Origin of the sequence: Dyadobacter flavalbus, from assembly GCF_006149045.1 — a bacterium.
Taxonomy (GTDB): Bacteria; Bacteroidota; Bacteroidia; order Cytophagales; family Spirosomataceae; genus Dyadobacter; species Dyadobacter flavalbus.
Genome location: NZ_VBSN01000016.1, coordinates 67908 through 91068 on the forward strand (window position 1 = coordinate 67908; position 23161 = coordinate 91068).

The window sequence follows — 23161 nt, forward strand, 5'->3', positions numbered from 1 at the left end:
CATCAGTTAAATTACAGCGATATATATTTTAAAACGTTTTCTTTCGGGTTAATTTTCCAGAACGTATCCTTTCAGGCAATTACTTCCTTTACAACTTTTCCTGCGGTATCGGTAAGCCGGAAATTTCTTCCCTGAAAAGGATACGTGAATTTTTCATGGTCAAACCCCATCAAATGAAGGATTGTAGCCTGCAAATCGTGTACATGCACACGATCTTTTACGCCGTAATAACCCAGTTCGTCGGTTTGTCCGTGCGAAAAGCCTTTTTTAACGCCGCCGCCGGTCATCCACATCGTAAAAGCATCCAGATGATGATCTCTGCCCATGTAAGGCATGACAAGCCCGTTACGGTTTTCCTGCATGGGCGTTCTTCCGAATTCAGCACCCCACACAATCAGCGTTTCTTCCAGCAATCCTCTCATTTTCAGATCCTGTATTAGTGCAGCAATCGGCTTGTCGGACAAGCGGCATTTATTTCTCAATCCGCCTTCTACGTTGTCGCCGGCAGAAGTTCCGTGCCCATCCCAGCCCCAGTCAAAAAGCTGTACGAAACGGACGTCATTTTCAATCAGCTTGCGGGCAAGCAGGCAGTTCATGGCAAACGTTCCTTCGCCGGGTTTTACACCGTACATATCCATAATAAACTGCGGCTCCCTGGAAACATCCATTACTTCCGGAACAGACATCTGCATGCGGAATGCCATTTCGTACTGACTGATACGCGTTAATATTTCCGGGTCCTGAACATCTTCGTAGGTCTGGCGGTTGATTTCATTGATTGCCTCGATCGTCTGCTTGCGCATGTTGCGGTTCATACCGTTCGGATCGGTCACATACAAGACCGGATCGCCGCCCGTCCGGCACTGAACGCCCTGATAAACCGAAGGCAGAAAGCCGCTTCCGTAAACACTTTTTCCGGCATCGGGCTGCCTTCCGCCCGATGCCAGCACGATAAAACCGGGTAAATTCTGGTTTTCGGAACCCAATCCGTAAACGGCCCATGCGCCCAGACTCGGTCTTCCGAGCCGCGCGCTTCCAGTATGCATCAGCAATTGCGCCGGCGCATGATTGAACTGATCCGTATGCATCGCCTTCATGAAAGTAATTTCATCGGCAACGGTCTGAAGGTAAGGAACATAATCCGACATCCACGCGCCGGATTGCCCGTACTGGGCAAATTTTCCCTGCGGGCCCAGCATTTTCGGAACACCCTGAATGAACGCAAATTTTTTACCTTCCAGAAATTCGGCCGGACAGTCTTTGCCATGATATTTTTCCAGCTCCGGCTTGTAATCAAAAAGTTCAAGCTGTGAAGGCGCTCCGGCCATATGGATGTAAATCACACGCTTGGCTTTCGGTGCAAACTGAGGAATCCGGGCTTGGGCAGTCTGTTCACCAATCGTTTTTTTGCCGGAACTGTCACACGAACCCAGCAGAGAACCCAGACCAAGTGCTCCCAGTCCAAATCCTGCAGACTGCAGAAAATGACGCCTCGTCTGACGGTGCAAATCTGCGTGCTGAAGTTCTTTCAGAAGCTTTTCCATTTCGTTGTCATTTATGAATGAGCCGGATTTTGAAAAACATTTATCCTGCCTATTCTTTTGTAATTACATTGTCAAGATTCAACAATACATTGGCCGAGACCGTCAGTGCAGCCAGCTCAGGTGATTTCTCTTTGGCATAAGTCAGGATACTGTCCACTTCAGACGGTTTATTCCGGTAAACCCCCAATGCTTCTTTGTAAATTTTTACAAGCACATTCAGGTTTTTAGGTGCAATCGGCTGAAAAGTAAGCATGCGATATCCTTCCGAAAGCTGCTGTTCCGGCGTTTTTCCCTGCTTTTTCATTGTTGTTGCCAGTTTTTCAGCCGCTTCCAGATAAACGGGATCATTCAGCGTAACCAATGCCTGCAAAGGTGTATTGGTCAGTATTCTTCTGGACTGGCAAAATTCCCGGCTCGGCGCATCAAAAGTCGTCATCGAAGGATACGGCGCCGTGCGTTTCCAGTAGGTATAAATGCCTCTGCGGTAACGATCCGGCCCTTCGCTGACAACCCAGCTTTCGCCGCTGTAAGGCGACTGCCATATTTTGTCCGGCTGCGGAGGCATTACACTTGGCCCATACATTTTTCTGGAAATGAGCCCGCTGCAAGCCAGTGCCTGATCGCGGACCTGTTCGGCACTTAACCGTACGCGCGGGCCGCGTGAAATCCAGACATTATACGGATCTTTTTCTATTCTTTCCTTGTCCGATTTGGAACTTTGCCGGTAAGTGGCCGACATGACAATTCTTTTCAAAAGTTTTTTCACACTCCAGTGATCCTGTTCCATAAACTGCACCGCAAGCCAGTCCAGCAGTTCGGGATGTGAAGGTTCGCTGCCCTGTGATCCGAAATCTTCAACGGTTTCCACAATGCCTCTGCCGAAAAGCTGCTCCCAAAAGCGGTTTACAATCACACGGCCTGTCAGTGCATTGTCACGGCTGACAATCCATTTGGCCAGCCCGAGCCGGTCTCTGGAATAATCTTTTGGCATCGGTGCCAGCAGTTTGGGAACGTCCGGCTTCACTTCCGCGCCTTTTACCATCCAGTTGCCTCTTACAAATACATTTGTTTTCCGGGCAAAATCATTTTTTCCTTCCCAGATCACGGGCATACTTTCAGTGGACTTTGTCAGAACAGACGCATAATCGGCTACAATTTGTTTGTAATCCGGCTGCTCTGCGCCAGGCAATGCCTGCTGAAAGGAAACCCAGGTTATTCTGACCCATTCTTCCGGCGACTTCGGGCTTTTCAGAGACAGATAAACATCATGCTTTCCGGAAACGCTGGAAACAGGCGCTACTAAAACGGTATCCCGCGCCGGCACTTTGATCGTGGAAATCACAGGTCCGTCGAGTTTATCCAGATGAAAAGTCAGCATTGCGTTTTCAGCCTTTGTGGACATATTCATTACTATGCTTCCGACTCCGGTCAGATCAACATTAGAAATCCTTGCATTGCCTTTGTCTTTTACGCCATAATAGGAAATTAGTAGCGCCGTGGACTGGTCGCCTTTTATAAAATTGTGCGCATTGATCTTGGGTTCCATCACACGCATGAACTCTGTTTTTTCGGCAATTTGCTTAGGATCGTATTTCCGGATCCAGTTTTTAACCCGCTCTACACGCGCGGAATCTTCTCCTTTATAAAACCGCAGTTTCGGCCATTCGTCCCACACATCTTCATCTCTGGAATTGTTGAAAAAAGCCATGTACTTGTAATAATCTTCGTGCGGAATCGGATCGTAAGGATGGCTATGGCACTGAATGCATGCAAACGTAGTTCCCTGCCAGACTTCCCACGTCGTGTTCACGCGGTCAATCTGCGCAGCAGTACGAAATTCTTCGTCATCCGTTCCGCCTTCATTGTTGGTCATGGTATTGCGGTGAAAAGCCGTGGCAACAAGGTTCTGTTCTTTTGGAAAACCTTCGTTGTCTTTTTCCAGCAAATCGCCCGCAAGCTGCTCAATAGTAAACCGGTCAAAAGGCTTGTCTTCATTGAAAGATTTGACTACATAATCCCTGTAAGGCCACATCATTCTGCCGCCGTCGCTTTCATAGCCTTTGGTATCGGCATAGCGCGCAAGGTCCATCCACATGGAAGTCCATCTTTCCCCGTACGCAGGCGATTTCAGCAGGCGGTCCACTACTTTTTCATAGGCATCCGGCGATTCGTCTTGCATAAATTCGCTTACTTCCTTTTGCGTCGGCGGTAGGCCGGTTATATCCAGACTTACACGGCGAATAAGCGTAGCTTTATCTGCTTCCGGAGAAACATCCAGCTTTTTTTCCTTCAATTTCTGAAGAACAAAATAGTCGATTTCATTCTTGACCCAATTTTTGTTTTCAGAATCAAACAGTCCGTATAAATTCCAGAAGTTGCCCAAAGCAGGCACTTGGGGCTTTTCTATGCGTTTGTAAGACCAGTGCGTTTCCCATTTTGCACCTTCATTAATCCATTTTTTCAGAATACTGATTTCATTGTCGTTCAGCGGAGCACCATTCTTCGGCATTTTTTCATCCGGATCATTGCTGAGGATGCGGCGGATCATTTCACTTTCATCGGCATGGCCGCGTACAACGGGTATTTTGCCGGATTTGCCTGGCTCCAGCATTTCATGTTCAAACAGAAAACTGACGTCTCCGGCCTTTTTCACACCGCCATGACAGCTCATGCAGTGCTTGTTCAGAATCGGCTTGACCTCCGTATTGTAATCTACTTTACGGCCAAGCCAGTCCTGAACCCATGAAAAAGATGATATGAAAACAATCAGCACGCCAATGCCGATCAATATTCTGTTGTTCATGATTCCATTCTTTAACCCTTGTACTTTTAACGAACCAAAAGTGCTTATCGATACGCTAATTTGTTGTATATCAAACAACAAAAAGAATTTACTTTTGATTACCTACTTATGTCCGGCTGCATTTGCAAGCCATATTGTCAATCCCGCATCAATAGCCTGCATTCTGTTCAATGGCCGGATTCGCATCCAGTTCGGCCTGCGGAATGGGCAGCAGGTATTTGCGATTGGCTACAAAAACCCTGTCTTCCACTTTAATTTTTGCTCCGTTCCATGTTACGACGCCTGTTGCATTGTTCATCGTTCCAAGCCTCGATCCGTAAACAGGCCCGTTCAGAGCCTGCGCACCGATATCCCATCTTTTTATATCCCAATAACGCAGCCCTTCAAAGGCAAGCTCGACTCTTCTTTCCCGGCGGACAAGTTCTCTCAGCTTTGCCTGCGTGTTGTAAACCGTTCTGTCAACTGCCGGCATTTTGGCGCGTAACCGGATCATATCCATCGCGTCATAAACATCCGCTGTAATCTGGCCGGATTCGATTGCAGCCTCGGCGTAGGTTAAAAGTACTTCCGCAAGCCGGATGACCATTACATTGGCATCGCCGTTGTTCAGCAATGCTTCCGGGACGATGGTCGTATATTTCAGCACATTATAGCCGCTTTTCGGCGCCGACGCACTCTGGTAAAAATCAGGACTTGACAAATCCAGCGTGTTGTAAAATCTGCCGTTGTACTTTGCCCCGGAATACAGAATCGTCATTCCCAAACGAGGATCGCGGTTTTCAAACGGTTTGTCAGGATTGTAAAGCGCCGATTCCGTAATTGTTTTGCCATCTTTCATTTCATACGCGTCTACAATGCTCTGAACCGCCGAAATGGACGACCAGCCGCCTTCTTTCGAAGGAAGAATGTGCTGCCAGATATTGTTCGCATATGTGTCCTTAATATACTGAATTTCCAGCACAGACTCCATATTATTGCTTTCATTTTCAACCTGGAACAATCCGAAATAATCAGGATAAAGCCTGTAAACGCCGTTTTTGGCCATATCCATCACTTTTTTGGAATCTGCCATGGCATCGGCGTATTTGCCTTCATACAGTTCCAGCCTTGCTTTCAAGGCCAGCGCGGCACCGCTCGTTACATGGCCGCCCGATTGGCGCATGTTTTCAGCCGGAAGAATTTTGGAAACCGCATCCAACTCGCTCAGAATAAAACTGACAACTTCTGCTTTCGGCGTTTTCCCGATTTTGGCATCTTCGGGGTTTTCAATTACTTCGGTCACCAGCGGCACGTCGCCGTAAAACTGCACTTTCCGGAAATAATCGTAAGCACGCAGGAAACGGGCTTCGGCCAGAAATCTTTCTTTCTTCTGCGCGTCCATTTCAATCTGCGGCACTTTTTCAATAAACTGGTTATACTTCCGGATCAGCGTATAGTTGAAATAATCCTTGCCGAAATTGGATGCATTGGCTTGCCCGTTTCCTAAAACCTGCACGTTGTCCCACGCATATTGTGAAAACCCGTTGTCGGTCATCAGGTCCCACCAAAGAATGTTTGTATGCTCTTCCCATTTGTTATAAATGCCCGCAAGCGCCATTTCTGCATCTTTTTCTGTTTTCCAGAAGGTCATATCCGATAATTTGTCCGTCGGGGAAACATCCAGAAATTTATCGCCGCAGGAAATTGTCAGGAAAAAGGAAAATGTCAGGCATATTACTCTGTATATGATTTTCATGGTCGTCGGAATTTAGAAATTGATATTTAAACCAGCGGTATATACTTTGACATTCGGATAGCCAAACTGTGCATTTTCAGCACTTTCGGGATCAAATCCGCTGTCCAGCTTTGTAAATGTGAGCAAATTCTGACCGCTCAGATATACTCTTAACGAGCTTACTTTGATAGCTTGCAATACTTTGGGAGAAATACTATAACCAATCTGCAGATTTTTCAGTCTCAGGTAATTGGCATTCACAACGCTGAAACTGGAAATGGCATAATTGTGCCATTGACTTACATGCGTTTTCGGGAATCTTGCATCCGGCGTTTCGGGCGTCCAGCGGTCCAGATGTTTGGTCTGTGCCTTGTATCCGTTTACAAATGCAAACTGGACCTGATCCTGAAGGTACTGCTTTACGTCTGCCGCGCCCTGGCCTAATATGACAAGATCAAAGTTTTTAAAACGTGCATTCAGGTTCAGTCCGTAAGTGGTTTTGGGAATATCGCTTCCGAGATCAACACGGTCGTTGCCGTTGATTACACCGTCGTTATTCTGGTCCTTGAAAATCAGATCGCCTTTCTGTACCGGCGCGCCCACTACTTTCGGTAAAGTCTGAACCTGCTCGTCTGTCTGGTAAAAACCGACTGCTTCGTAACCGAAGAATGCATTCCACGGGTAACCTTCGGCCTGAATCCGCTTGGTTTTGGCCGGATTTGCGTATTTCTCGACGTTATTCCGATTTATTCCGACATTGAATGAAACGTTGTATGAAAAATCGCCCATCCGGTTCGCATGCCCGATCACCAGCTCAACGCCTTTGTTCCGCATCGCGCCGGCATTGACAGTCGGTGCGGGCAAACCGTAAATAGACGAAACCGGCACGGCAACGAGAATGTTGTCCGTATAACGATTGTAATAATCAGCTGTAAGCGACAGTTTGTTACTGAACAAAGCAAGGTCTGCACCAATGTCAAAAGTCGTGCTTTTCTCCCACTGCAGATTCGGATTTGCGGCCACCTGCTGCGCTGCGCCGGCATTTATACCACCGTTGAAAGGATAATTTACGCCCAATGCAACCGTCGGAATATACAGGTAATCGTTGATGTTGTTGTTTCCGACAGAACCGTAAGATCCTCTCAGTTTAAGATCGGAAACGACTTGTACATTTTTCAGGAACGCTTCTTCGGAAATACGCCATCCTGCCGAGAAAGAAGGAAAAACGCCCCATCTTTTGTCCGTTGCAAACTTGGACGAACCGTCGTAACGCACACTGGCTTCCAGCAAATATTTTCCCTGGTAATCGTAATTGACCCTTCCGAAATAGGAACCCAGCTTGCTTTCGTAACTAAGGCCCGATGCCGTCATACCTTCCGTTGATCCTGCATTTACGTCCGTAAGATCATTACTGGGCAGGTTTCTGCGGTAAATGCCGTTTTCGCGATAATTATAGGTTTCGCGCGAAGTTCCCAGAAGCACATTCAGGTTATGGCTGCCGAAACTCTTTTCATAAGTCAGAAATGCCTGAAGCGTGATCCTGGAATTCCTGAAATTATCATCCCGGATCGAATTCGGTCCCTGATAACTGCCGTCCCCGTAAGTAAGGTCTTTCAGATGTGTTTTTTTGTCGTTAAAATAAAAATCCGCTCCGGCTGAACCTCTCAGCTTAAGACCTTTGAAAAGGATCAGTTCGGCAAATGCATTTCCCATGCCGTTGGAAATCTGATCTTTAATAGAACCGCCGTTTTCGATCCATGCATTCGGGTTCCCGTCCAGATACCGCATCCAGGAACCGTCCGGATATTTATTGGGAACGGTTGGCGGAATGCGGTTGGCATACACAATGCTGAAATTCAAGCCCTGCCCCGTTGCTATCGCCGACGGCTCGCTGATTCCCTGCCGGATAAACGAAGAAGTAAGTCCCACGGAAAGCCGTTCCGAAATTTTGCTGTCAAGGTTAAAACGAACATTGTAGCGGTCGTTATCCGTGTTTTTGATTAACCCTTTCTGATCTAAATAACCGAATGACAACAGATACCGCGAAGCATCCGAGCCGCCGGAAACACTCAGATTATGCGACTGCTGGATTCCGGAGCCTTTATAAAGCAGATCGAGCCAGTCGGTATCCGGATAGTTTGCAGGATCCGAGCCGTTACGGAATTTTTCAAGCTCCGCTTCTGTAAACCTCGGCTGCTGGCCTTCGTTGACAAGCCCTTCGTTCAGCAGTTTTCCGTATTCATAAGAACCCAGATAATCGGGAAGATTGGTCGGTTTCTGCACACCGACGTATGCATTGTAACTTACTACGGGCTTGCCTGTTTTTCCTCTTTTGGTTGTTACCAGAATAACGCCGTTTGCTGCCCGCGAACCGTAAATGGCGCCGGCAGAAGCATCTTTCAATACGCTTATACTTTCTATGTCATTCGGGTTCAGGTTTTCCATGGAAGAAATAAGCCCGTCCACAACCACCATCGGCGAAGCATTGTTCATACTTCCGACACCGCGCACCCGGATTTCGCCCGTGTCTCTTCCCGGCTGCCCGGATCTTTGCACAACGGTTACGCCCGGCAGCATGCCCTGCAAGGCACTCGACATGTTGGTAACAGGCCTGTTGGCGACCTGCTCCGCTCCTACCGTTGCAACAGCTCCGGTAAGATTGATTTTTTTCTGCGTTCCGTAGCCGACAACAACCAGTTCTTTCAGCGCCGTATTTTCCGGAACAAGGCTTACCGAAATATTTGACTGGCTGCCCACTGTAATTTCCTGCGTTACATAACCCACAAAACTCATCACAAGCACGGCTGATTCGTCCGGCACATCCAGTTTAAACATTCCTTCGCTGTCTGTAGTGGTACCTTTCTGCGTTCCTTTGAGCACTACGCTTACGCCGGGCAATCCGGCGTTGTTTTCGTCTGTTACTTTACCCGTAACCTGAACCGGCAGCACTTCCTGATTTCCGGAAAATACGGTTTCACTCGCTTTCCTTTGCATTTCCCAGTTTATTCCTTCATGTCCTGCGTAAGTGAAACCTGCAAAAGCAACAGAGAAAATAATCTGGGCCAGTGAATTTTTCATCAGCGCGTACAAAGACGCACAGCAATTTGATCGTCGAAGTTTTTGCATCGTTTTCATTCAGGTTAGCGGTTAAGTGATTTCGTGTTATCGGATCGGCAGTGTGGGATTTGTGGAAAGAAGGCCGGCTTTATATGTAAACATCCATTGGAGATTTCTTCCGGAAAACAGGATTTCCATATAGATTTGCAATTCGGGTACGTTCACGATTTGTTCAGCGCAGATAGTAAATACGCTTTCATCACCCTTTTCAAGGCAGCGACCAGGTTTTGTTCCGGAAAATGATTTCTTCTGAAAACGGTTTTTTGAAATGCAGCAGACTATAAAAAACTACTTCTGAAATTACAGGATCAAAGGATTTAACCGGGAAGCCAGCATGCTTCCTGTCGGCAATCCGCACATCCAGCGCTGGCGGTCTGCTTCCTGATGTTTGTTCTGAGGCTCGGTAACGGCTGCGCCGTCTGCAACAAAAATGATCGTCATTACTTCGCGCATAACTTCTTCGGATTTGTTTCCGGGCGCCGAATGCAGCGTCCAGCCATAATGCCATGTTGCATCGCCGGCATGCATGGTTTTGGCGCGTGAAACCTGAAACCCTTTTTGCTGAATGTATTTTTCAAGCATGGCCTCAGACTCATCCGAAATGGCCACGTTTTCCACAAATCCGCTTTCATGAGACCGGGAAGCAAACGTAAGCATGCCCATTTCTTCGGTGATATCGATGAGCGGCATCCACATGGTTACGGTATTATTGGTATCCACCGGCCAGTAATACTGGTCCTGATGCCAGGGCGTAAAGCCGCCGCCGGGCTCTTTATACAATGCCTGATCGTGATACATACGCACATTTTCAACGCCGAGCAGATCCGCCGCGATTTTGCCAAAACGTTTTGCAAGCGAAAAACTCCTGACCTGTTCATCCACTTCCCAGAGATTGGTAATCTGAAGAAAAGCTTTTCCGTAAGTGTCTCTGTCTTTCAGACTGCGTTTTTCGGTGTTGAATACTGTTGCAGCACGATTGATTACGTCCCGGTAATAAGCAACTTCGGTTTGATTGAGGATGCCGGGAATGAGCACATGCCCGTTTTTTCTGAAACTTTCGATTTGACTGTCGTCAATAGTCTTGAAGCCGGCCAGATCAGGAGCGGTTAAAGTTGTCATTGGTAGAAAATAGGGGTTTAGGAATAATTAATATCAAATTTCGATGCTAATATGGATTTTATGCTAGGCGGATTATGGCTGATTAATGGGTTATTTTATCTATTTTTAATTTACCGGACGTAGTTTGAATAAAATAGTCAATGATCAAGGCACAATTTGAAAATCTGTATCCCCATTCACACGCTTCCTTCATCGTGAATGCGTTCACGCTGGAAAAGTTTGACGTGCCATATCATTTTCATCCGCAGTACGAACTGACGCTCATTGTAAAAGGAAGCGGAAAACGCTTTGTGGGCAAGAATATGGCCGGATTTGATTCCGGAGATCTGGTTTTTCTGGGTTCGGACCTGCCGCATTCATGGAAATCGGAAAATACAGTCCGGACGGAAACTGTACAGTCCGTTGTTGTGCAGTTTGAAAAGAACTTTCTCGGCCCTGAATTTTTTGATAAACCCGAACTGGCCGAAATCAACAACCTCTTGAAAATGAGTGTCTTCGGAATTCAGTTTATCCATGACGGCGCAGCTGCGGCAGGCGAGAAAATGAAGCTGCTGGCCGGACAGAAAAATGCCTTTCGTAAAATGACGATGCTGCTGGAAATTCTGTACGATCTGGCAAAATCCGGTGAATATATCCTGCTGGATCAGGATGCGACCATTGCGCAGCAGCATAACAGCCACAAGGAACGAATCAATGCCGCTTTGGGCTACATTGTGGATAATTTCAGGAATGACATCGTGCTGAACAAAGTGGCGTCGCTTGCCAACATGTCGCCCAATGCATTTTGCAAATATTTTAAGAAAATGACCAACAAAACCTTTGTAGAAACGGTTATAGATTACCGGATCAGCTTTGCCGTGCAACAGCTGATCGCCACGGACAAGGCCGTTTCAGAAATTGCACTGGAAAGCGGATTCGGCGACATTTCACATTTTTACAAACTGTTTAAAAAAAGGATGAACATGAGCCCGCTGAATTACAGGAACAGTTTTCAGAAAAGTTTATAAATGCTACGTTCCGGCTGCTTATTTGCTGAAAGCATCTTCAATATGGAGAATATTTGATTTGCCGTTTTGCTGGATCAGAATGGAGATGATATCGAAACGGATATCAAAATGCCAGTCGTTATCGTAAATGTACTGCTCCGCTGCTTTCATGACCAGCCTTGCTTTTGCTGCATTTACAAACTGTTCCGGCATGCCGAAACCGGTTCCGCTTCTGGTTTTCACCTCGACAAAAATCAGCATTTTGTCTTTTCTGACAATCAGGTCAATTTCCAGATGATTGTTGCGGTAATTTTTTTCGACTATATCGTACCCTTTTTGCTTTAAAAATGCAGCAGCCTGCTTTTCTCCCCAGTTTCCTGTATCGTTGTGTGTTGCCATAGAACATTTTATATACTAAAGTGTGTTATTTACCTAGTAACAGTCCGTTATGACGCAGGAATTTTTAAAGGTCACAAAAAATAAATAATGTTGGCTCCATAAGCAGTTGCAGGCCAATCCTGAATTTTAAATGAATATCCTTATTAATAAACAAGTACTTTTCCGGGATCTCGGGCTGATCGATTATCAGGAAGCGTGGGATTATCAGGAAAAGGTTTTTGCAGAAACGATTTCGGTCAAAACCGCCAACCGGAACCTGGACAGCGAAAAGCAGCAATTAACGCCCAATTATCTGCTTTTCTGCCAGCATCCGCATGTATATACGCTGGGCAAGAACGGAAAGCCGGATCATTTGCTGCTGGAAGAAAACGGACTTGCAGCAAAACAGGCAAAATATTACAGGATCAACCGCGGAGGCGACATTACTTATCACGGGCCCGGCCAGCTTGTGGGTTATCCGATCCTGGATCTGGATAATTTTTTTACGGACATACATCTTTACATGCGCATGCTGGAAGAAAGTATCATCCTGACTTTGGCTGATTACGGACTGAAAGCCGGCCGTATTGACGGACTGACCGGCGTCTGGCTCGATTTTGAAGCGCAGGAAAACCCGAGAAAGATTTGCGCACTGGGCGTAAAAACCAGCCACTGGGTTACAATGCACGGATTTGCACTGAATGTGAATACGGATTTGTCCTACTTCGGAAACATCGTTCCGTGCGGCATTCAGGACAAGGCGGTTACGTCCATGGCAGCCGAACTCGGACATGAAATGAACTTTCAGGAAGTTTCAGAAAAATTAAAAAATCATTTGGCAGAACTGTTCCGAATGGAACTGCAAGTAATCAATCAATGAAGAAAGACATCATATTTCATCCGGTACAAGGCGTTCAGGTTGCAGTTGTAAGAACCATAAATGAACTGGATACTGCAGAATGGAACGTTATTGTCATCAACCGGAATGACAAGCCTATAACCAATTGCTTTGTGACCTCAAAAGGATACAGCAACAGCGAATCAGGAACGAATTCAGATCAGCGTACATCCACCTTAAGGCACTTTTTTCCGGAAATCCAGCCCGGCGCGCATGTGGTTGTAGAACCGATCATGCCGGACGTTTTTCATCTCAATAATGAGTTTTGGATCAGTTATTTCCTTGAAAAACAGATCTACGATAAAAAGTTTATCTTCGTGCCGGACAGCATTATCGAAGATAACCTGATTGTAATCGATCCGCCTGGCGTTGAAGGCATTCTGCATGAATAAGCATCATCCGGCATATATTTTGAAAAAAAAGATAGCAAGATAACACACATACTATGACTGAAGAATTCAAGAAAAAAGCAAAAAGCCTTCTGCTGCTCGATATTGAAACCGTAGCCGCCTATGCATCGTACGACGAGTTGCCGGAACGTATGCAGAAGCTCTGGGACAAAAAGGCGGTCAGTCTGAAAAAAGGCGATGATACCTTGTCCAATGCAGAATATTTCTATAACCGCAGCGCAATCTATTCTGAATTCGGCAAAATTATCTGCATTGCTTTCGGTGCTTTTTACTGGAATGAAAAAAATGAAGTTGCCTTCAAGGTCAGCAGTTTTTCCGGTGACAACGAAGCAGAGGTTCTTTTGCAGTTCAAGGCACTGATTGAAAAGTACCCTGCCGACCAGCTGATCCTTTGCGCACACAATGGCAAGGAATTTGATTTCCCGTTCATTTGCCGCCGCATGCTGATCCACGGCATAGAAATTCCGAAAGCATTGCAGATTTCGGGCAAAAAACCATGGGAAATTCTGCATCAGGATACGATGGATATGTGGAAATTCGGCGATTACAAAAGTTATACGTCGCTGGATCTGCTGGCAGCCGTTTTCGACATTCCGGGGAGTAAAAATGAAATGAGCGGCGATCAGGTCACAAAGGTATATTATGAGGAAAACGACCTTTTGAAAATTAGCCGCTATTGCAGGGAAGATGTGGTTGTAATGGCACAGCTTTATTTGAGATTACAAAACTTTGAAACCGTACATCCGGATAACATCATCCGGGTGGAATAATACCCGAAGTCTGACATTTGTCAGCAAGCGGCTTTTGCAGCGTTGCAAGGCCATTATATATAAAAGAATACATGAAAGATAAAAGAATAAAAGACAAGGGCAATCATGAGAAAAAGGAGGTAAAATCACCTCATCATATTGTTTCCTATATAGATAACCTGAAAGCGGACATTGCGGCTTTCTTTGACCTGAACAGCGAACATTCGTTCAGACCGTTTGATGTGCACGATCATTTTGGCGTGCAGGATAAAAAAGTGCGTCAGCTGTTTAATGAAATCATTCACGAACTGGAAGAATCCGGACGGCTTGTGCATCAGAACGGTGGCTACTCGGCTGTCTTTAATAAAGAAGTAAACAAAGGGCTTACCGGACGTGTGGACCGTGTAAACAAATCGTTTGCGTTCGTCATTATTGAAGGCAGGGAAGATGATATTTATGTGGAAGCCGAGCTTCTGAACGGTGCATGGGACGGAGATATTGTTACAATCCAGCCTTTGACCAAAAGCAGTCGCAGTTCGAGATCGGGCCGCAATGATTCGGGGAAAAACCGTGTGGAAGGAAGGGTTACCGAAATCGTAACACGCTCTGCTGCTGAAATTGTAGGCATTATTGAAATTAATCCGCGGTTTGCCGTTGTGCAGCCGGATAACAAAAAGCTTTTTGATCCGATCTTTATTGAACCGGAAGAAGTCAAAACGGCGCAGAACGGTGACAAGGTTATTGTTAAAGTTACCCAATGGCCCACGCGAAGAAGCCAGGCAGAAGGGGAAATTGTAGAAGTGCTGGGAAAAGCCGGAGATAATGACGTGGAAATGCACGCCATTTTGGCTGAATTCGGACTTCCATACCAGTTTCCGGAAAATGTGGAAGCAGAAGCGCAGAAAATTCCGGATGTCATTACTGAAAAGGAAATACAAAACAGAAGGGATATCCGCAATGTGCTTACTTTCACGATAGATCCGGTTGATGCCAAGGATTTTGACGATGCGCTTTCGGTAAGGTATCTGGATGAAGGAAATGTGGAAGTCGGCGTGCATATTGCTGATGTTTCGCATTATGTTCTGCCCGGAACCGAGCTGGAAAAAGAGGCATACCGCCGCGCTACATCGGTTTATTTGGTAGACAGAACGGTTCCGATGCTGCCGGAAAAGCTTTCGAACAATCTTTGCTCGCTCCGTCCGCACGAAGACAAACTTGCGTTTTCGGCTATTTTTGAAATCAGTCCCAAAGGGAAACTGCTGAAAGAATGGTTTGGCCGTACGATCATTCATTCCGACCGCCGTTACTCGTATGAAGAAGCGCAGGCTGTGCTGGATTCCGGAGAAGGCGACTTTCCAAGTGAACTGAACACGCTGAACACGCTTGCCAAGATTTTCAGAAAAGAGCGTTTTAAAAACGGCGCGATCAATTTTGAAACCAAGGAAGTCCGTTTCAAGCTGGACGAAAAAGGCAAGCCGCTGGGCATTTACACGAAAGAGCGTCATGATTCCAACAAGCTCATTGAGGAATTTATGCTTCTTGCCAACAAGCGGGTCGCTGAATTTGTTTATTCTTTGTCAAAAGGGGAAGATAAAAATACGATGGTTTACCGTATCCACGAAGCGCCGGACACGGACCGTTTGAAAACATTTGCCACATTTGTCGCCAAGCTCGGGCATAAGCTGGAAGTGGAAGAGGAAAGTAAAATTGCCAGTTCCATGAACAAGATGCTGTCCAGGATTGAAGGGAAGCCAGAGCAGAACCTGATTGAATCGCTGGCGGTCAGAACGATGGCAAAAGCGCGTTACAGCGTTGAAGACCTCGGCCATTTCGGACTTGCATTTGAGCGGTATTCTCACTTTACGTCTCCGATCCGCCGTTATCCGGACGTCATGGCGCACAGGCTTTTACAGCATTACCTTAACGGTGGCTCTACCGTTGACCGCGATGCTTACGAAGATGCTTCCAAGCATTCTTCCGAACGTGAAAGGCTTGCAGCAGAAGCGGAAAGGGCTTCCATCAAGTACAAGCAAGTGGAATACATGAGCATGATGGATAAGGATCAGGAGTTTGACGGAATCATAACAGGCGTTACCGAATTCGGGATTTTTGTTGAAATTACCGAGACGGCTTCCGAAGGTCTGATCCGTATGACGGATCTTGGCGATGATTTTTATGAACTCGACAAGGAAAATTACCGGATCATCGGTCAGCGTACCAAAAAGATTTACACTTTTGGCGATGCTGTAAAGGTGAAAGTAAAGGAAACAAACCTTGCACGCAGAAGCATGGACTTGTACCTTGCCGGAACGACTCCTGCTCCAAGCCGTAACAGCGGCAGTTCAAGGAACAGTGACGGTTTAAGAAGCAGCAACCGAAAACCAAGAGAAGCAAGTCCTGCCCGTAAAAGCCGCAGAACCTCTTCTTCGAAATCATCATCTGCTTCTTCGCCGAAACCGAAATCGCGCAGAAGAGGATAAAATCCTGCATATAAATTGTTACCAATTCTGTTGTTGCGAGTCTAATATGGACTTACCTTCTTTTTCTTAGCAGCAATGGAATTGGTTTACAAGGAAGAATCTTACCAGATCATCGGCAAGTGCATGGATGTGTACAATGAGCTTGGCCACGGGTTTCTGGAAGCCGTGTACAAGGATGCGCTGGAAATCCTGTTCAGCCAGCACAATATTTTTTTCGAACGGGAAAAAGAATATCCTGTCTACTTTCGCGGAATACTGCTCCGGCACAAATTCAAAGCAGATTTTGTCGTTTATGACAAAATTATCCTGGTTGTAAAATGTGTTACTACGCTTACAGACGAGCACATTGCCCAAACCATCAATTACCTGAAAGTATCCCAAAACAAACTGGGTCTGCTTGTTAATTTTGGCAGAGGGAAGTTAGAATACAAGCGTTTGGTACTTTAATTTTCAAAGCCACGAACCCACGGATTTCCACGAAATGAAATTAGTGCTGATCGGTGTATTCGTGGCTGAAAAACTTATAAATCAAACTTATGCTCCGAAGCCTCAAATTACTCAGTTTAGTTCTCCTGACCTCCATCCAATTACAAGCACAAAGCAACGCCGACAAAGAAGAATGGAAGTCCTTGTTTAACGGAAAAGACCTTACAGGATGGGATATCAAGATTGCAGGCCACAAGGTAAATGACAATTACAAGAATACTTTTATAGTTGAAGACAACATGATTCGCGTGAACTACAAGGAATATGAAAAGTTCACAACAGAATATGGACATATGTACTATAATAAGCCGTATTCACATTACAAAATTAGATTGCAGTACCGGTTTACAGGAAATCAGGTTCCCGGCGGCGCTTCGTGGAATGTAAGAAACAGCGGCATCATGCTGCATTCACAATCTGCGGCAAGCCTGGGACTGGATCAGGATTTCCCCATTTCACTGGAAATGCAGTATCTCGGCGGTTTGAATGCCGGAGAAAGAAATACCGGAAACCTCTGCACGCCCGGCACAATTGTAGAAATTAACGGAAAAGTAGACGAAGCACACTGTATTAATTCCACCTCAAAAACGTATAACGGCGATCAGTGGGTTACAGCAGAAGCGATTGTACTCGGCGATTCCATTGTACATCATTTGATTGAAGGCGATACGGTTCTGACATTTACGAAGCCCAAAATCGGCGGCGGATACGTGGGCAAAACACATACCTTCAAAGATGGCAAAGTGAGCCATGAAGACGAGTGGATCAAAAAAGACGGAACGCCGCTTGGAAGCGGATACATTGCACTTCAGGCCGAAAGCCATCCGATTGATTTCAGGAATATAGAAGTGCTGGAACTGAAAGGATGCATGAATAAAAAAGCATCCAATTATAAATCCTATTACGTAGTTGCCGATAACAGTCGGTGCACTTTTGGTAAATAACCATACTCAGACAAACCGAAAAATTACAGCGCCAGCAGGTTATTACATGAATGATACAAACCGGAATATTCAAAGTCTGAAAACGTATTGAATAAAATCAGACGATTTCAGTTGCTGTTTATATATTTTTGCAAAAAAATGGACGTTAACCCTGATAACAGATGCGTCCATTTTTTATTTTGATATAACCCGTTTAAAGCCTGCAAGGTGTTCATGAAAAAAAATCTGTTCCGGTTTGTTCTGTTAGTTGGCTTGCTGGCCGGAATCAACTGGCTGGCGTCCACATTTTTTTTCCGGCTGGACCTTACAGAAGACAAGCGATACAGTATTTCGGATGCTTCAAAACAGCTGTTGAATGAGCTGGATAAAGACATTACAATCAATGTTTACCTGACAGGCGAATTTCCGGCGGGATTTGAAAGGCTGGAAAGTGCAACGCGTGAAACACTGGAAGAATTTAAAACCTATTCCAACGGCCACCTTTTTATCAACTATTCTGATCCGACCGAGGCCACAAGCGAGGAACAGCGACAGAAACAATATCTCAATCTTGTAGACCGCGGCCTGACACCGACCAACGTATTTGCCAATGAAAATGGAAAACGCACGGAAAAAATCATTTTTCCCGGAGCCATTGTTCAGGCCGATACACTTTCTGTTCCCGTTCAGCTTCTTAAAGGAAACAAGGCCAGCACGCCTGAAGAACAGCTTAACCAATCGTATGAAGGCGTGGAGTTTCAAATGGCTTCGGCCATTCGGCTGCTTGCCAGTCCGCAGCGGAAGAAAGTTGGTTTTATCGTAAGCCATACCAAAATTTCACCGGCACGGCTAAGCGATTTACTGGCTTCTGTTCAGCAGCATTACGACGTTTTTCTGGACATGAACAATCCGGAATCTTACGACGGCCTCGATGCATTGCTGGTGATGAAGCCCGACAGTGCTTTTTCGGAAGATGAAAAATTCAAACTGGATCAATACGTTACCGGAGGCGGAAAGGCTATTTTCTTTGTTGACGGCGCCCGCGTTGACAGTGTCAGCCTGGAAGGAAATTATGCGCAGCCGCTTGACCTTAACCTGAACGATCTGTTTTTTCGCTGGGGCGCAAGAGTAAACACCAACCTTGTAAAAGACCTGAACTGTGCCGAAATCCTTTTGAATATCGGGAATGTAGGCGACAAACCTGAAATCAGACCAATGCCGTGGCGGTTTTTTCCTTTGCTCAACAACTTTGGCCGGCATTCCGTTACCCGGAATATCAATGCAGTATATACCCGTTTTCTGAGTACGATCGATACAGTCGGCGGTAATGCAAACATAAAAAAGACACCGCTTTTATTGACTTCCGCTTATACGCAGACCGTCAATGCACCCGCTTTGGTGGGTTATAATGAAGCACGCAGGCAGCCCGAGCCTTCACAGTACAAGGGCGGGGTAAAAATAGCAGGGATTTTGCTGGAAGGTACTTTTACGTCCTTGTTTCAAAACCGGATTCTCACGGATGACCCGCGCTTCAAAAAATTCAGATCGCAGGGAAGTGCCGGAAAGGTCATCATATGCTCGGACGGCGACCTTATCGTGAACGATTTTGATTATAAAAGAAATGCGCCGCTTCCGCTTGGCTATGACCGGGTTACAAAACAAACGTATGGGAACAAGGACTTTGTAATGAATGCACTTGATTTTATGACGGATGCAAACGGTTTGATTACGGCAAGGAGTAAAGAAATACAGATCCGGGCTTTGGATAAAATCCGGATTCAGGAAAACCGAAAATTCTGGCAAAGCATCAACTTACTGGTTCCGCTGCTGTTAATCGGGGTTTTTGGTGGTTTGAGATACTTTTTCCGTATTCGAAAATTTGGTTGAAAGAGTACTTCGTCGTTAATTTTTTATACTTTTGTTTCCTCTAGAACGGTCTTCCGAAATCTGAAATTTATAAATTAATCAATTAACACTTACGTCACATATTATGAAGTTTGTCGTTTCGTCATCAATTTTCCTTAAACAGCTCTCAGCGATAAATGGTGTCGTTTCAACGAACCCAATAGTACCCATTCTTGAGAATTTCCTGCTTTCTCTGGATGGAAATACCCTGACTGTCACTGCTTCCGACCTTCAGACTGTAATGATTACAGAAGTGGAAGTGGAATCAGCTGAAAAAGGCGCTATCGCCATTCCTGCCAAATTATTGCTGGATACGCTTCGCGGATTGCCCGAGCAGCCAATTACATTGCAGGTCAATAATGAAACGTTCGGTACTGAAATTATTTCCGATAACGGCCGGTATAAACTTTCCGGAGAAAACCCGATTGACTTTCCGAAAACACCCGTTGTGAACCGCGGACAATCGGTTAATTTTTCTTCATCGGCATTGGGCGCTGCCATTGCAAATACCCTTTTTGCAACCAGTACGGATGATCTTCGTCCTGCCATGACCGGGGTTTTTGTTCAGATGGGCGGCGAAAATGCAACATTTGTGGCAACAGACGGCCATCGTCTGGTTCGTTACAGAAGAACTGATATCAAATCCGATAACGATACTTCCATGATTATCCAGCGTAAAGCGCTGAATCTTCTAAAATCATGTCTTCCGTCCGAAGATATGCCCGTCAAAGCTGAATTTACTTCGTCCAATGCATTTTTCAGCTTTGGAAATATCCGCATGATCTGCCGGCTGATCGATGAACGGTTCCCGGATTATGAAAATGCCATTCCGACCAACAATCAGAATACGCTGACGATCAACAGAATGGAAATTCTGAGTTCGTTAAGACGTATTTCCATATATTCCAACCGGACTACACATCAGGTTCGTCTGAAACTTTCGCTTAACGATCTTATTATTTCAGCAGAAGATCTTGATTATTCCAATGAAGCCAATGAACGCCTGATGTGCGAATACAACGGCGATGACATGGAAATCGGTTTTAACGCAAAATTCCTGATTGAAGTACTCGGGAATCTTTCCAGCAAAACCATTACTTTCGAACTTTCTGCACCAAACCGCGCCGGGTTGATCATTCCGGTTGATCAGGAAGAAAATGAAGATATCCTGATGCTCGTTATGCCGGTTATGCTCAACACTTATGTTTAGAAATAAAGAAATTTTAATTTCATATTCAAAAGTCCGCTTATTCTCCAAGCGGACTTTTTTATTTAATATCTTTATTTTAAATTAGTTATATAAAATTATAAGCTTTATACGAAAAAAATCGTACTTAGCGCTTGTTTATACGATTATTTTCGTAGATCTTTGGTACGAAGATCATCGTATAAAGCTAATTTTATGTATATCAAGCCGACAGAATCCGAACTGGAAATCCTGAACTACTTGTGGCAAGCCGGTCCAAGTACAGTAAGAGCTGTGCATGACGCACTGGCAGCTACAAAAGACGTAGGTTATACCACAACCCTGAAATTAATGCAGATTATGCATGATAAGGGTTTGCTATACCGGACAGAAAACGGCCGGTCACACATTTACGTAGCACTCCTTGGCCAGGAAGAAACGCAGCAGAACCTTTTAGGCAAAATGGTAGAAACTGTTTTTCAGGGTTCTGCGGCGCAAATGGTTATGCAGGCACTTGGAAACCATGCCACTTCCAAGGAAGAATTAGACGAAATCCGTGAATTGCTCAATAACCTGGAAAATAACCGTAAGTCATGAAAATTATTTCTAGTTTACTTTCAGATTCTGTTGTGTCTGCTTTTGGCTGGACGCTTGTGCATTCCGTGTGGCAGGGAACACTGCTGATGATTGTAGCCGCAGTTGTTTTTTACTTCTCCAAAAGATTTTCTGCGCATGCCCGTTATATAACCGGCGTTTCTTTCTTGCTTGCTCAGCTGATTGCTTCCGGAATTACGTTTGGTTATTATAATTTAAAGTCATCTCCTACCCTGCTGACTGAAAATTTATTAAAAAATGATGTTTCACTGAATTCTGCTGCTGCTTTAAAATCAATTGCGCATGACCTTCCGGTTACTTTCAAATTTCAGTTGTGGCTTTCGGCTCATTTGCATGAGCTTGTAATCTGCTGGCTGATCGGCGCAGGCATATTGTTACTCAGATTTGCCGGCGGCTGGATTTTTACCGAAAGATTACGCTCTCAGGCCAACATCATTATGGATAAAGAGTGGCGCGCACGTTTTGGCATTATTACAGCCAAAATGAACATTTCCCAGATTATTGAATTTAAAGAATCAGCCAGAATCCTGACGCCCATGGTAATCGGTGCATTTAACCCGGTCGTTCTGATTCCGATCGGATTGCTTACCGGATTTTCTACTGCGCAGGTGGAAGCCATTCTGGCGCACGAACTTGCACACATACGCAGAAATGATTATCTGATTAACTTGATGCAGTCGTTTGTGGAGGTTATTTTCTTTTTTCATCCGGCCATCTGGTGGCTTTCCGATCGTATCCGGATGGAACGCGAGCATTGCTGCGATGACATTGCACTCCGTGTCTGCGGTGATAAAATGTCGCTTGCACATGCACTTGTAAAAGTAGCCGAATGGCAGTCTTCGCCGGAACTTGCGATGGCATTTGCATCTAAAAAACCATTGCTTTTGCAGCGTATACAAAGGGTACTTGGCGTAAAACCCAAATCCACAGGAAACATCATAAACCTGCCTGTAATCCTGTTGGCTGCCGGAATGATCGCAGGATTGTCTGTGTATGCAGTTGCCCAGAAAACAGAAAATAAGGAAAAAGAAAAAGCGGCAAAGCCTGTTTTACAAAAACAATCCGTTTCAATGGAGGAAGATGTGGATGAAGAAGAAGTAGCCGAGGTGAATGAAGAACCGGAAGAAGTTGAAATAGAAACACCCGAAGAAATAGACATTGACTTTGATCTTTCCGAATTCTCGTTCGATTTTGACAACGATTCGCTGAATCAGAAAATGAATGAATTCCATCGCCGAATGCAGGCGCTTCAATCCGAAATGGAGCCTTTTCACCGCAGAATGGAAGACTTGAATCTTGAAATGGAAAAGCAGCGCTTTGAGGTGGAAAGATTTGAAAGGGAAGTACAAAAGATTGAATGGAAAAAACAGCGTGCAGCAGAAGCAAGGTCTGAACTGATGGAAAAACGGTCTGCTGTGTTTGAAAATAATTCCGAATCCGGAAAAGCAAAATTAAACGAAGCTGATCTGGAAAAGCAACTTGCGGACTTTGAACAACAGATTAAAGTTCATGAGCAAAACATAGCAGAACTGAATTCGCAAATTTCGGCCAGCCGCAAAGAAGCCCTGAAAGCAGAAGAGCCATTGCACAAGCTAGAAAGGGAAATGCAAGAAATAAACGGCAAGATGGAAGAAATCAGCCGCAGAATGGAACTGGAATCACGCGAAATGGAAATGCTTGAAATGGCCTTTGCTCCAAAGCCGCCCAGACCGCCAAAACCCGCCCGCGCACCGCAGGCAAAAGTGAAGAAAGCACCAAGACCGGCTCCGGCACCCGTTTCGCCGACGCCTCCGTCGGCACCGCCCGTCAGATAAATTTTAAACAAAAAAGCAGGCTGCAATAAATACA

At 45.4% G+C, this 23161-nt stretch carries 17 protein-coding genes; 11 read left to right on the top strand and 6 right to left on the bottom strand.

Annotated features, from left to right (window positions below):
* Nucleotides 1–71: 71 nt before the first annotated feature.
* The 5 genes from FEM33_RS02445 to FEM33_RS02465 all read right to left on the bottom strand — a co-directional run bounded on the left by FEM33_RS02445 (nt 72) and on the right by FEM33_RS02465 (nt 10297).
* A complete protein-coding gene (locus tag FEM33_RS02445; RefSeq protein ID WP_139010531.1) occupies nt 72–1544 on the bottom strand; it encodes a DUF1501 domain-containing protein in 1473 nt (490 codons plus the stop codon).
* A gap of 49 nt (nt 1545–1593) precedes the next feature.
* Nucleotides 1594–4347 (bottom strand): DUF1553 domain-containing protein, encoded by a 2754-nt coding sequence (locus tag FEM33_RS02450; RefSeq protein WP_139010532.1) that lies wholly within the window; start codon nt 4345–4347, stop codon nt 1594–1596.
* 148 nt (nt 4348–4495) lie between these two features.
* Nucleotides 4496–6082: a RagB/SusD family nutrient uptake outer membrane protein gene (locus tag FEM33_RS02455; RefSeq protein ID WP_139010533.1), complete on the bottom strand. Its 1587-nt coding sequence runs from the start codon at nt 6080–6082 to the stop codon at nt 4496–4498.
* Nucleotides 6083–6094: 12 nt separating this feature from the next.
* Complete coding sequence (locus FEM33_RS02460) at nt 6095–9196, bottom strand: SusC/RagA family TonB-linked outer membrane protein (protein ID WP_139010534.1); 3102 nt, start codon at nt 9194–9196, stop codon at nt 6095–6097.
* A gap of 282 nt (nt 9197–9478) precedes the next feature.
* Nucleotides 9479–10297, bottom strand: a complete 819-nt coding sequence (locus tag FEM33_RS02465; protein WP_139010535.1) for a phytanoyl-CoA dioxygenase family protein — start codon at nt 10295–10297, stop codon at nt 9479–9481.
* 140 nt (nt 10298–10437) lie between these two features.
* Here FEM33_RS02465 and FEM33_RS02470 point away from each other — a divergent pair, with 140 nt between their 5' ends.
* Nucleotides 10438–11304 (top strand): AraC family transcriptional regulator, encoded by an 867-nt coding sequence (locus tag FEM33_RS02470; protein WP_139010536.1) that lies wholly within the window; start codon nt 10438–10440, stop codon nt 11302–11304.
* An 18-nt stretch (nt 11305–11322) separates the two neighbouring features.
* Here the strand turns inward: FEM33_RS02470 and FEM33_RS02475 are convergent, their stop codons facing one another.
* On the bottom strand, nt 11323–11682 hold the full coding sequence (locus FEM33_RS02475; protein WP_139010537.1) for a YraN family protein: 360 nt from the start codon (nt 11680–11682) through the stop codon (nt 11323–11325).
* Between the two features lie 130 nt (nt 11683–11812).
* On the opposite strand from FEM33_RS02475, the gene lipB reads away from it, so the two are divergent.
* The 10 genes from lipB to FEM33_RS02525 all read left to right on the top strand — a co-directional run bounded on the left by lipB (nt 11813) and on the right by FEM33_RS02525 (nt 23127).
* Nucleotides 11813–12541, top strand: coding sequence for a lipoyl(octanoyl) transferase LipB (gene lipB, locus FEM33_RS02480; protein ID WP_139010538.1), 729 nt, complete (start codon nt 11813–11815; stop codon nt 12539–12541).
* On the top strand, nt 12538–12951 hold the full coding sequence (locus tag FEM33_RS02485) for a hypothetical protein (RefSeq protein WP_139010539.1): 414 nt from the start codon (nt 12538–12540) through the stop codon (nt 12949–12951). Before lipB ends, FEM33_RS02485 begins: the two co-directional genes overlap by 4 nt.
* A 53-nt stretch (nt 12952–13004) precedes the next feature.
* Nucleotides 13005–13739, top strand: a complete 735-nt coding sequence (locus FEM33_RS02490; protein ID WP_139010540.1) for a 3'-5' exonuclease — start codon at nt 13005–13007, stop codon at nt 13737–13739.
* A 71-nt stretch (nt 13740–13810) separates the two neighbouring features.
* A complete protein-coding gene (rnr, locus tag FEM33_RS02495; protein WP_139010541.1) occupies nt 13811–16198 on the top strand; it encodes a ribonuclease R in 2388 nt (795 codons plus the stop codon).
* 75 nt (nt 16199–16273) lie between these two features.
* Nucleotides 16274–16645: a GxxExxY protein gene (locus FEM33_RS02500; protein ID WP_139010542.1), complete on the top strand. Its 372-nt coding sequence runs from the start codon at nt 16274–16276 to the stop codon at nt 16643–16645.
* A gap of 89 nt (nt 16646–16734) precedes the next feature.
* Nucleotides 16735–17628 carry a 3-keto-disaccharide hydrolase gene (locus FEM33_RS02505; protein WP_139010543.1) on the top strand — a complete coding sequence of 298 codons (894 nt, stop codon included), beginning with the start codon at nt 16735–16737 and terminating at the stop codon, nt 17626–17628.
* 213 nt (nt 17629–17841) lie between these two features.
* Nucleotides 17842–19494 carry a gliding motility-associated ABC transporter substrate-binding protein GldG gene (gene gldG, locus FEM33_RS02510; protein ID WP_139010544.1) on the top strand — a complete coding sequence of 551 codons (1653 nt, stop codon included), beginning with the start codon at nt 17842–17844 and terminating at the stop codon, nt 19492–19494.
* Between the two features lie 103 nt (nt 19495–19597).
* Complete coding sequence (dnaN, locus tag FEM33_RS02515) at nt 19598–20722, top strand: DNA polymerase III subunit beta (RefSeq protein WP_139010545.1); 1125 nt, start codon at nt 19598–19600, stop codon at nt 20720–20722.
* A 192-nt stretch (nt 20723–20914) separates the two neighbouring features.
* Nucleotides 20915–21295 carry a BlaI/MecI/CopY family transcriptional regulator gene (locus tag FEM33_RS02520; protein WP_139010546.1) on the top strand — a complete coding sequence of 127 codons (381 nt, stop codon included), beginning with the start codon at nt 20915–20917 and terminating at the stop codon, nt 21293–21295.
* Complete coding sequence (locus FEM33_RS02525; protein ID WP_139010547.1) at nt 21292–23127, top strand: M56 family metallopeptidase; 1836 nt, start codon at nt 21292–21294, stop codon at nt 23125–23127. The genes FEM33_RS02520 and FEM33_RS02525 overlap by 4 nt, the downstream gene beginning before the upstream one ends.
* The last annotated feature ends 34 nt before the right edge of the window (nt 23128–23161 follow it).

Bases quoted from the DNA above. Each gene is read 5' to 3' on its own strand.
- FEM33_RS02455 (WP_139010533.1), bottom strand. From the start codon at position 6,082: ATGAAAATCATATACAGAGTAATATGCCTGACATTTTCCTTTTTCCTG.
- FEM33_RS02460 (WP_139010534.1), bottom strand. From the start codon at position 9,196: ATGAAAACGATGCAAAAACTTCGACGATCAAATTGCTGTGCGTCTTTG.
- FEM33_RS02445 (WP_139010531.1), bottom strand. From the start codon at position 1,544: ATGGAAAAGCTTCTGAAAGAACTTCAGCACGCAGATTTGCACCGTCAG.
- FEM33_RS02485 (WP_139010539.1), top strand. From the start codon at position 12,538: ATGAAGAAAGACATCATATTTCATCCGGTACAAGGCGTTCAGGTTGCA.
- FEM33_RS02490 (WP_139010540.1), top strand. From the start codon at position 13,005: ATGACTGAAGAATTCAAGAAAAAAGCAAAAAGCCTTCTGCTGCTCGAT.
- FEM33_RS02450 (WP_139010532.1), bottom strand. From the start codon at position 4,347: ATGAACAACAGAATATTGATCGGCATTGGCGTGCTGATTGTTTTCATA.
- FEM33_RS02525 (WP_139010547.1), top strand. From the start codon at position 21,292: ATGAAAATTATTTCTAGTTTACTTTCAGATTCTGTTGTGTCTGCTTTT.
- FEM33_RS02465 (WP_139010535.1), bottom strand. From the start codon at position 10,297: ATGACAACTTTAACCGCTCCTGATCTGGCCGGCTTCAAGACTATTGAC.
- rnr (WP_139010541.1), top strand. From the start codon at position 13,811: ATGAAAGATAAAAGAATAAAAGACAAGGGCAATCATGAGAAAAAGGAG.
- FEM33_RS02520 (WP_139010546.1), top strand. From the start codon at position 20,915: ATGTATATCAAGCCGACAGAATCCGAACTGGAAATCCTGAACTACTTG.
- lipB (WP_139010538.1), top strand. From the start codon at position 11,813: ATGAATATCCTTATTAATAAACAAGTACTTTTCCGGGATCTCGGGCTG.
- gldG (WP_139010544.1), top strand. From the start codon at position 17,842: ATGAAAAAAAATCTGTTCCGGTTTGTTCTGTTAGTTGGCTTGCTGGCC.
- dnaN (WP_139010545.1), top strand. From the start codon at position 19,598: ATGAAGTTTGTCGTTTCGTCATCAATTTTCCTTAAACAGCTCTCAGCG.
- FEM33_RS02475 (WP_139010537.1), bottom strand. From the start codon at position 11,682: ATGGCAACACACAACGATACAGGAAACTGGGGAGAAAAGCAGGCTGCT.
- FEM33_RS02500 (WP_139010542.1), top strand. From the start codon at position 16,274: ATGGAATTGGTTTACAAGGAAGAATCTTACCAGATCATCGGCAAGTGC.
- FEM33_RS02505 (WP_139010543.1), top strand. From the start codon at position 16,735: ATGCTCCGAAGCCTCAAATTACTCAGTTTAGTTCTCCTGACCTCCATC.
- FEM33_RS02470 (WP_139010536.1), top strand. From the start codon at position 10,438: ATGATCAAGGCACAATTTGAAAATCTGTATCCCCATTCACACGCTTCC.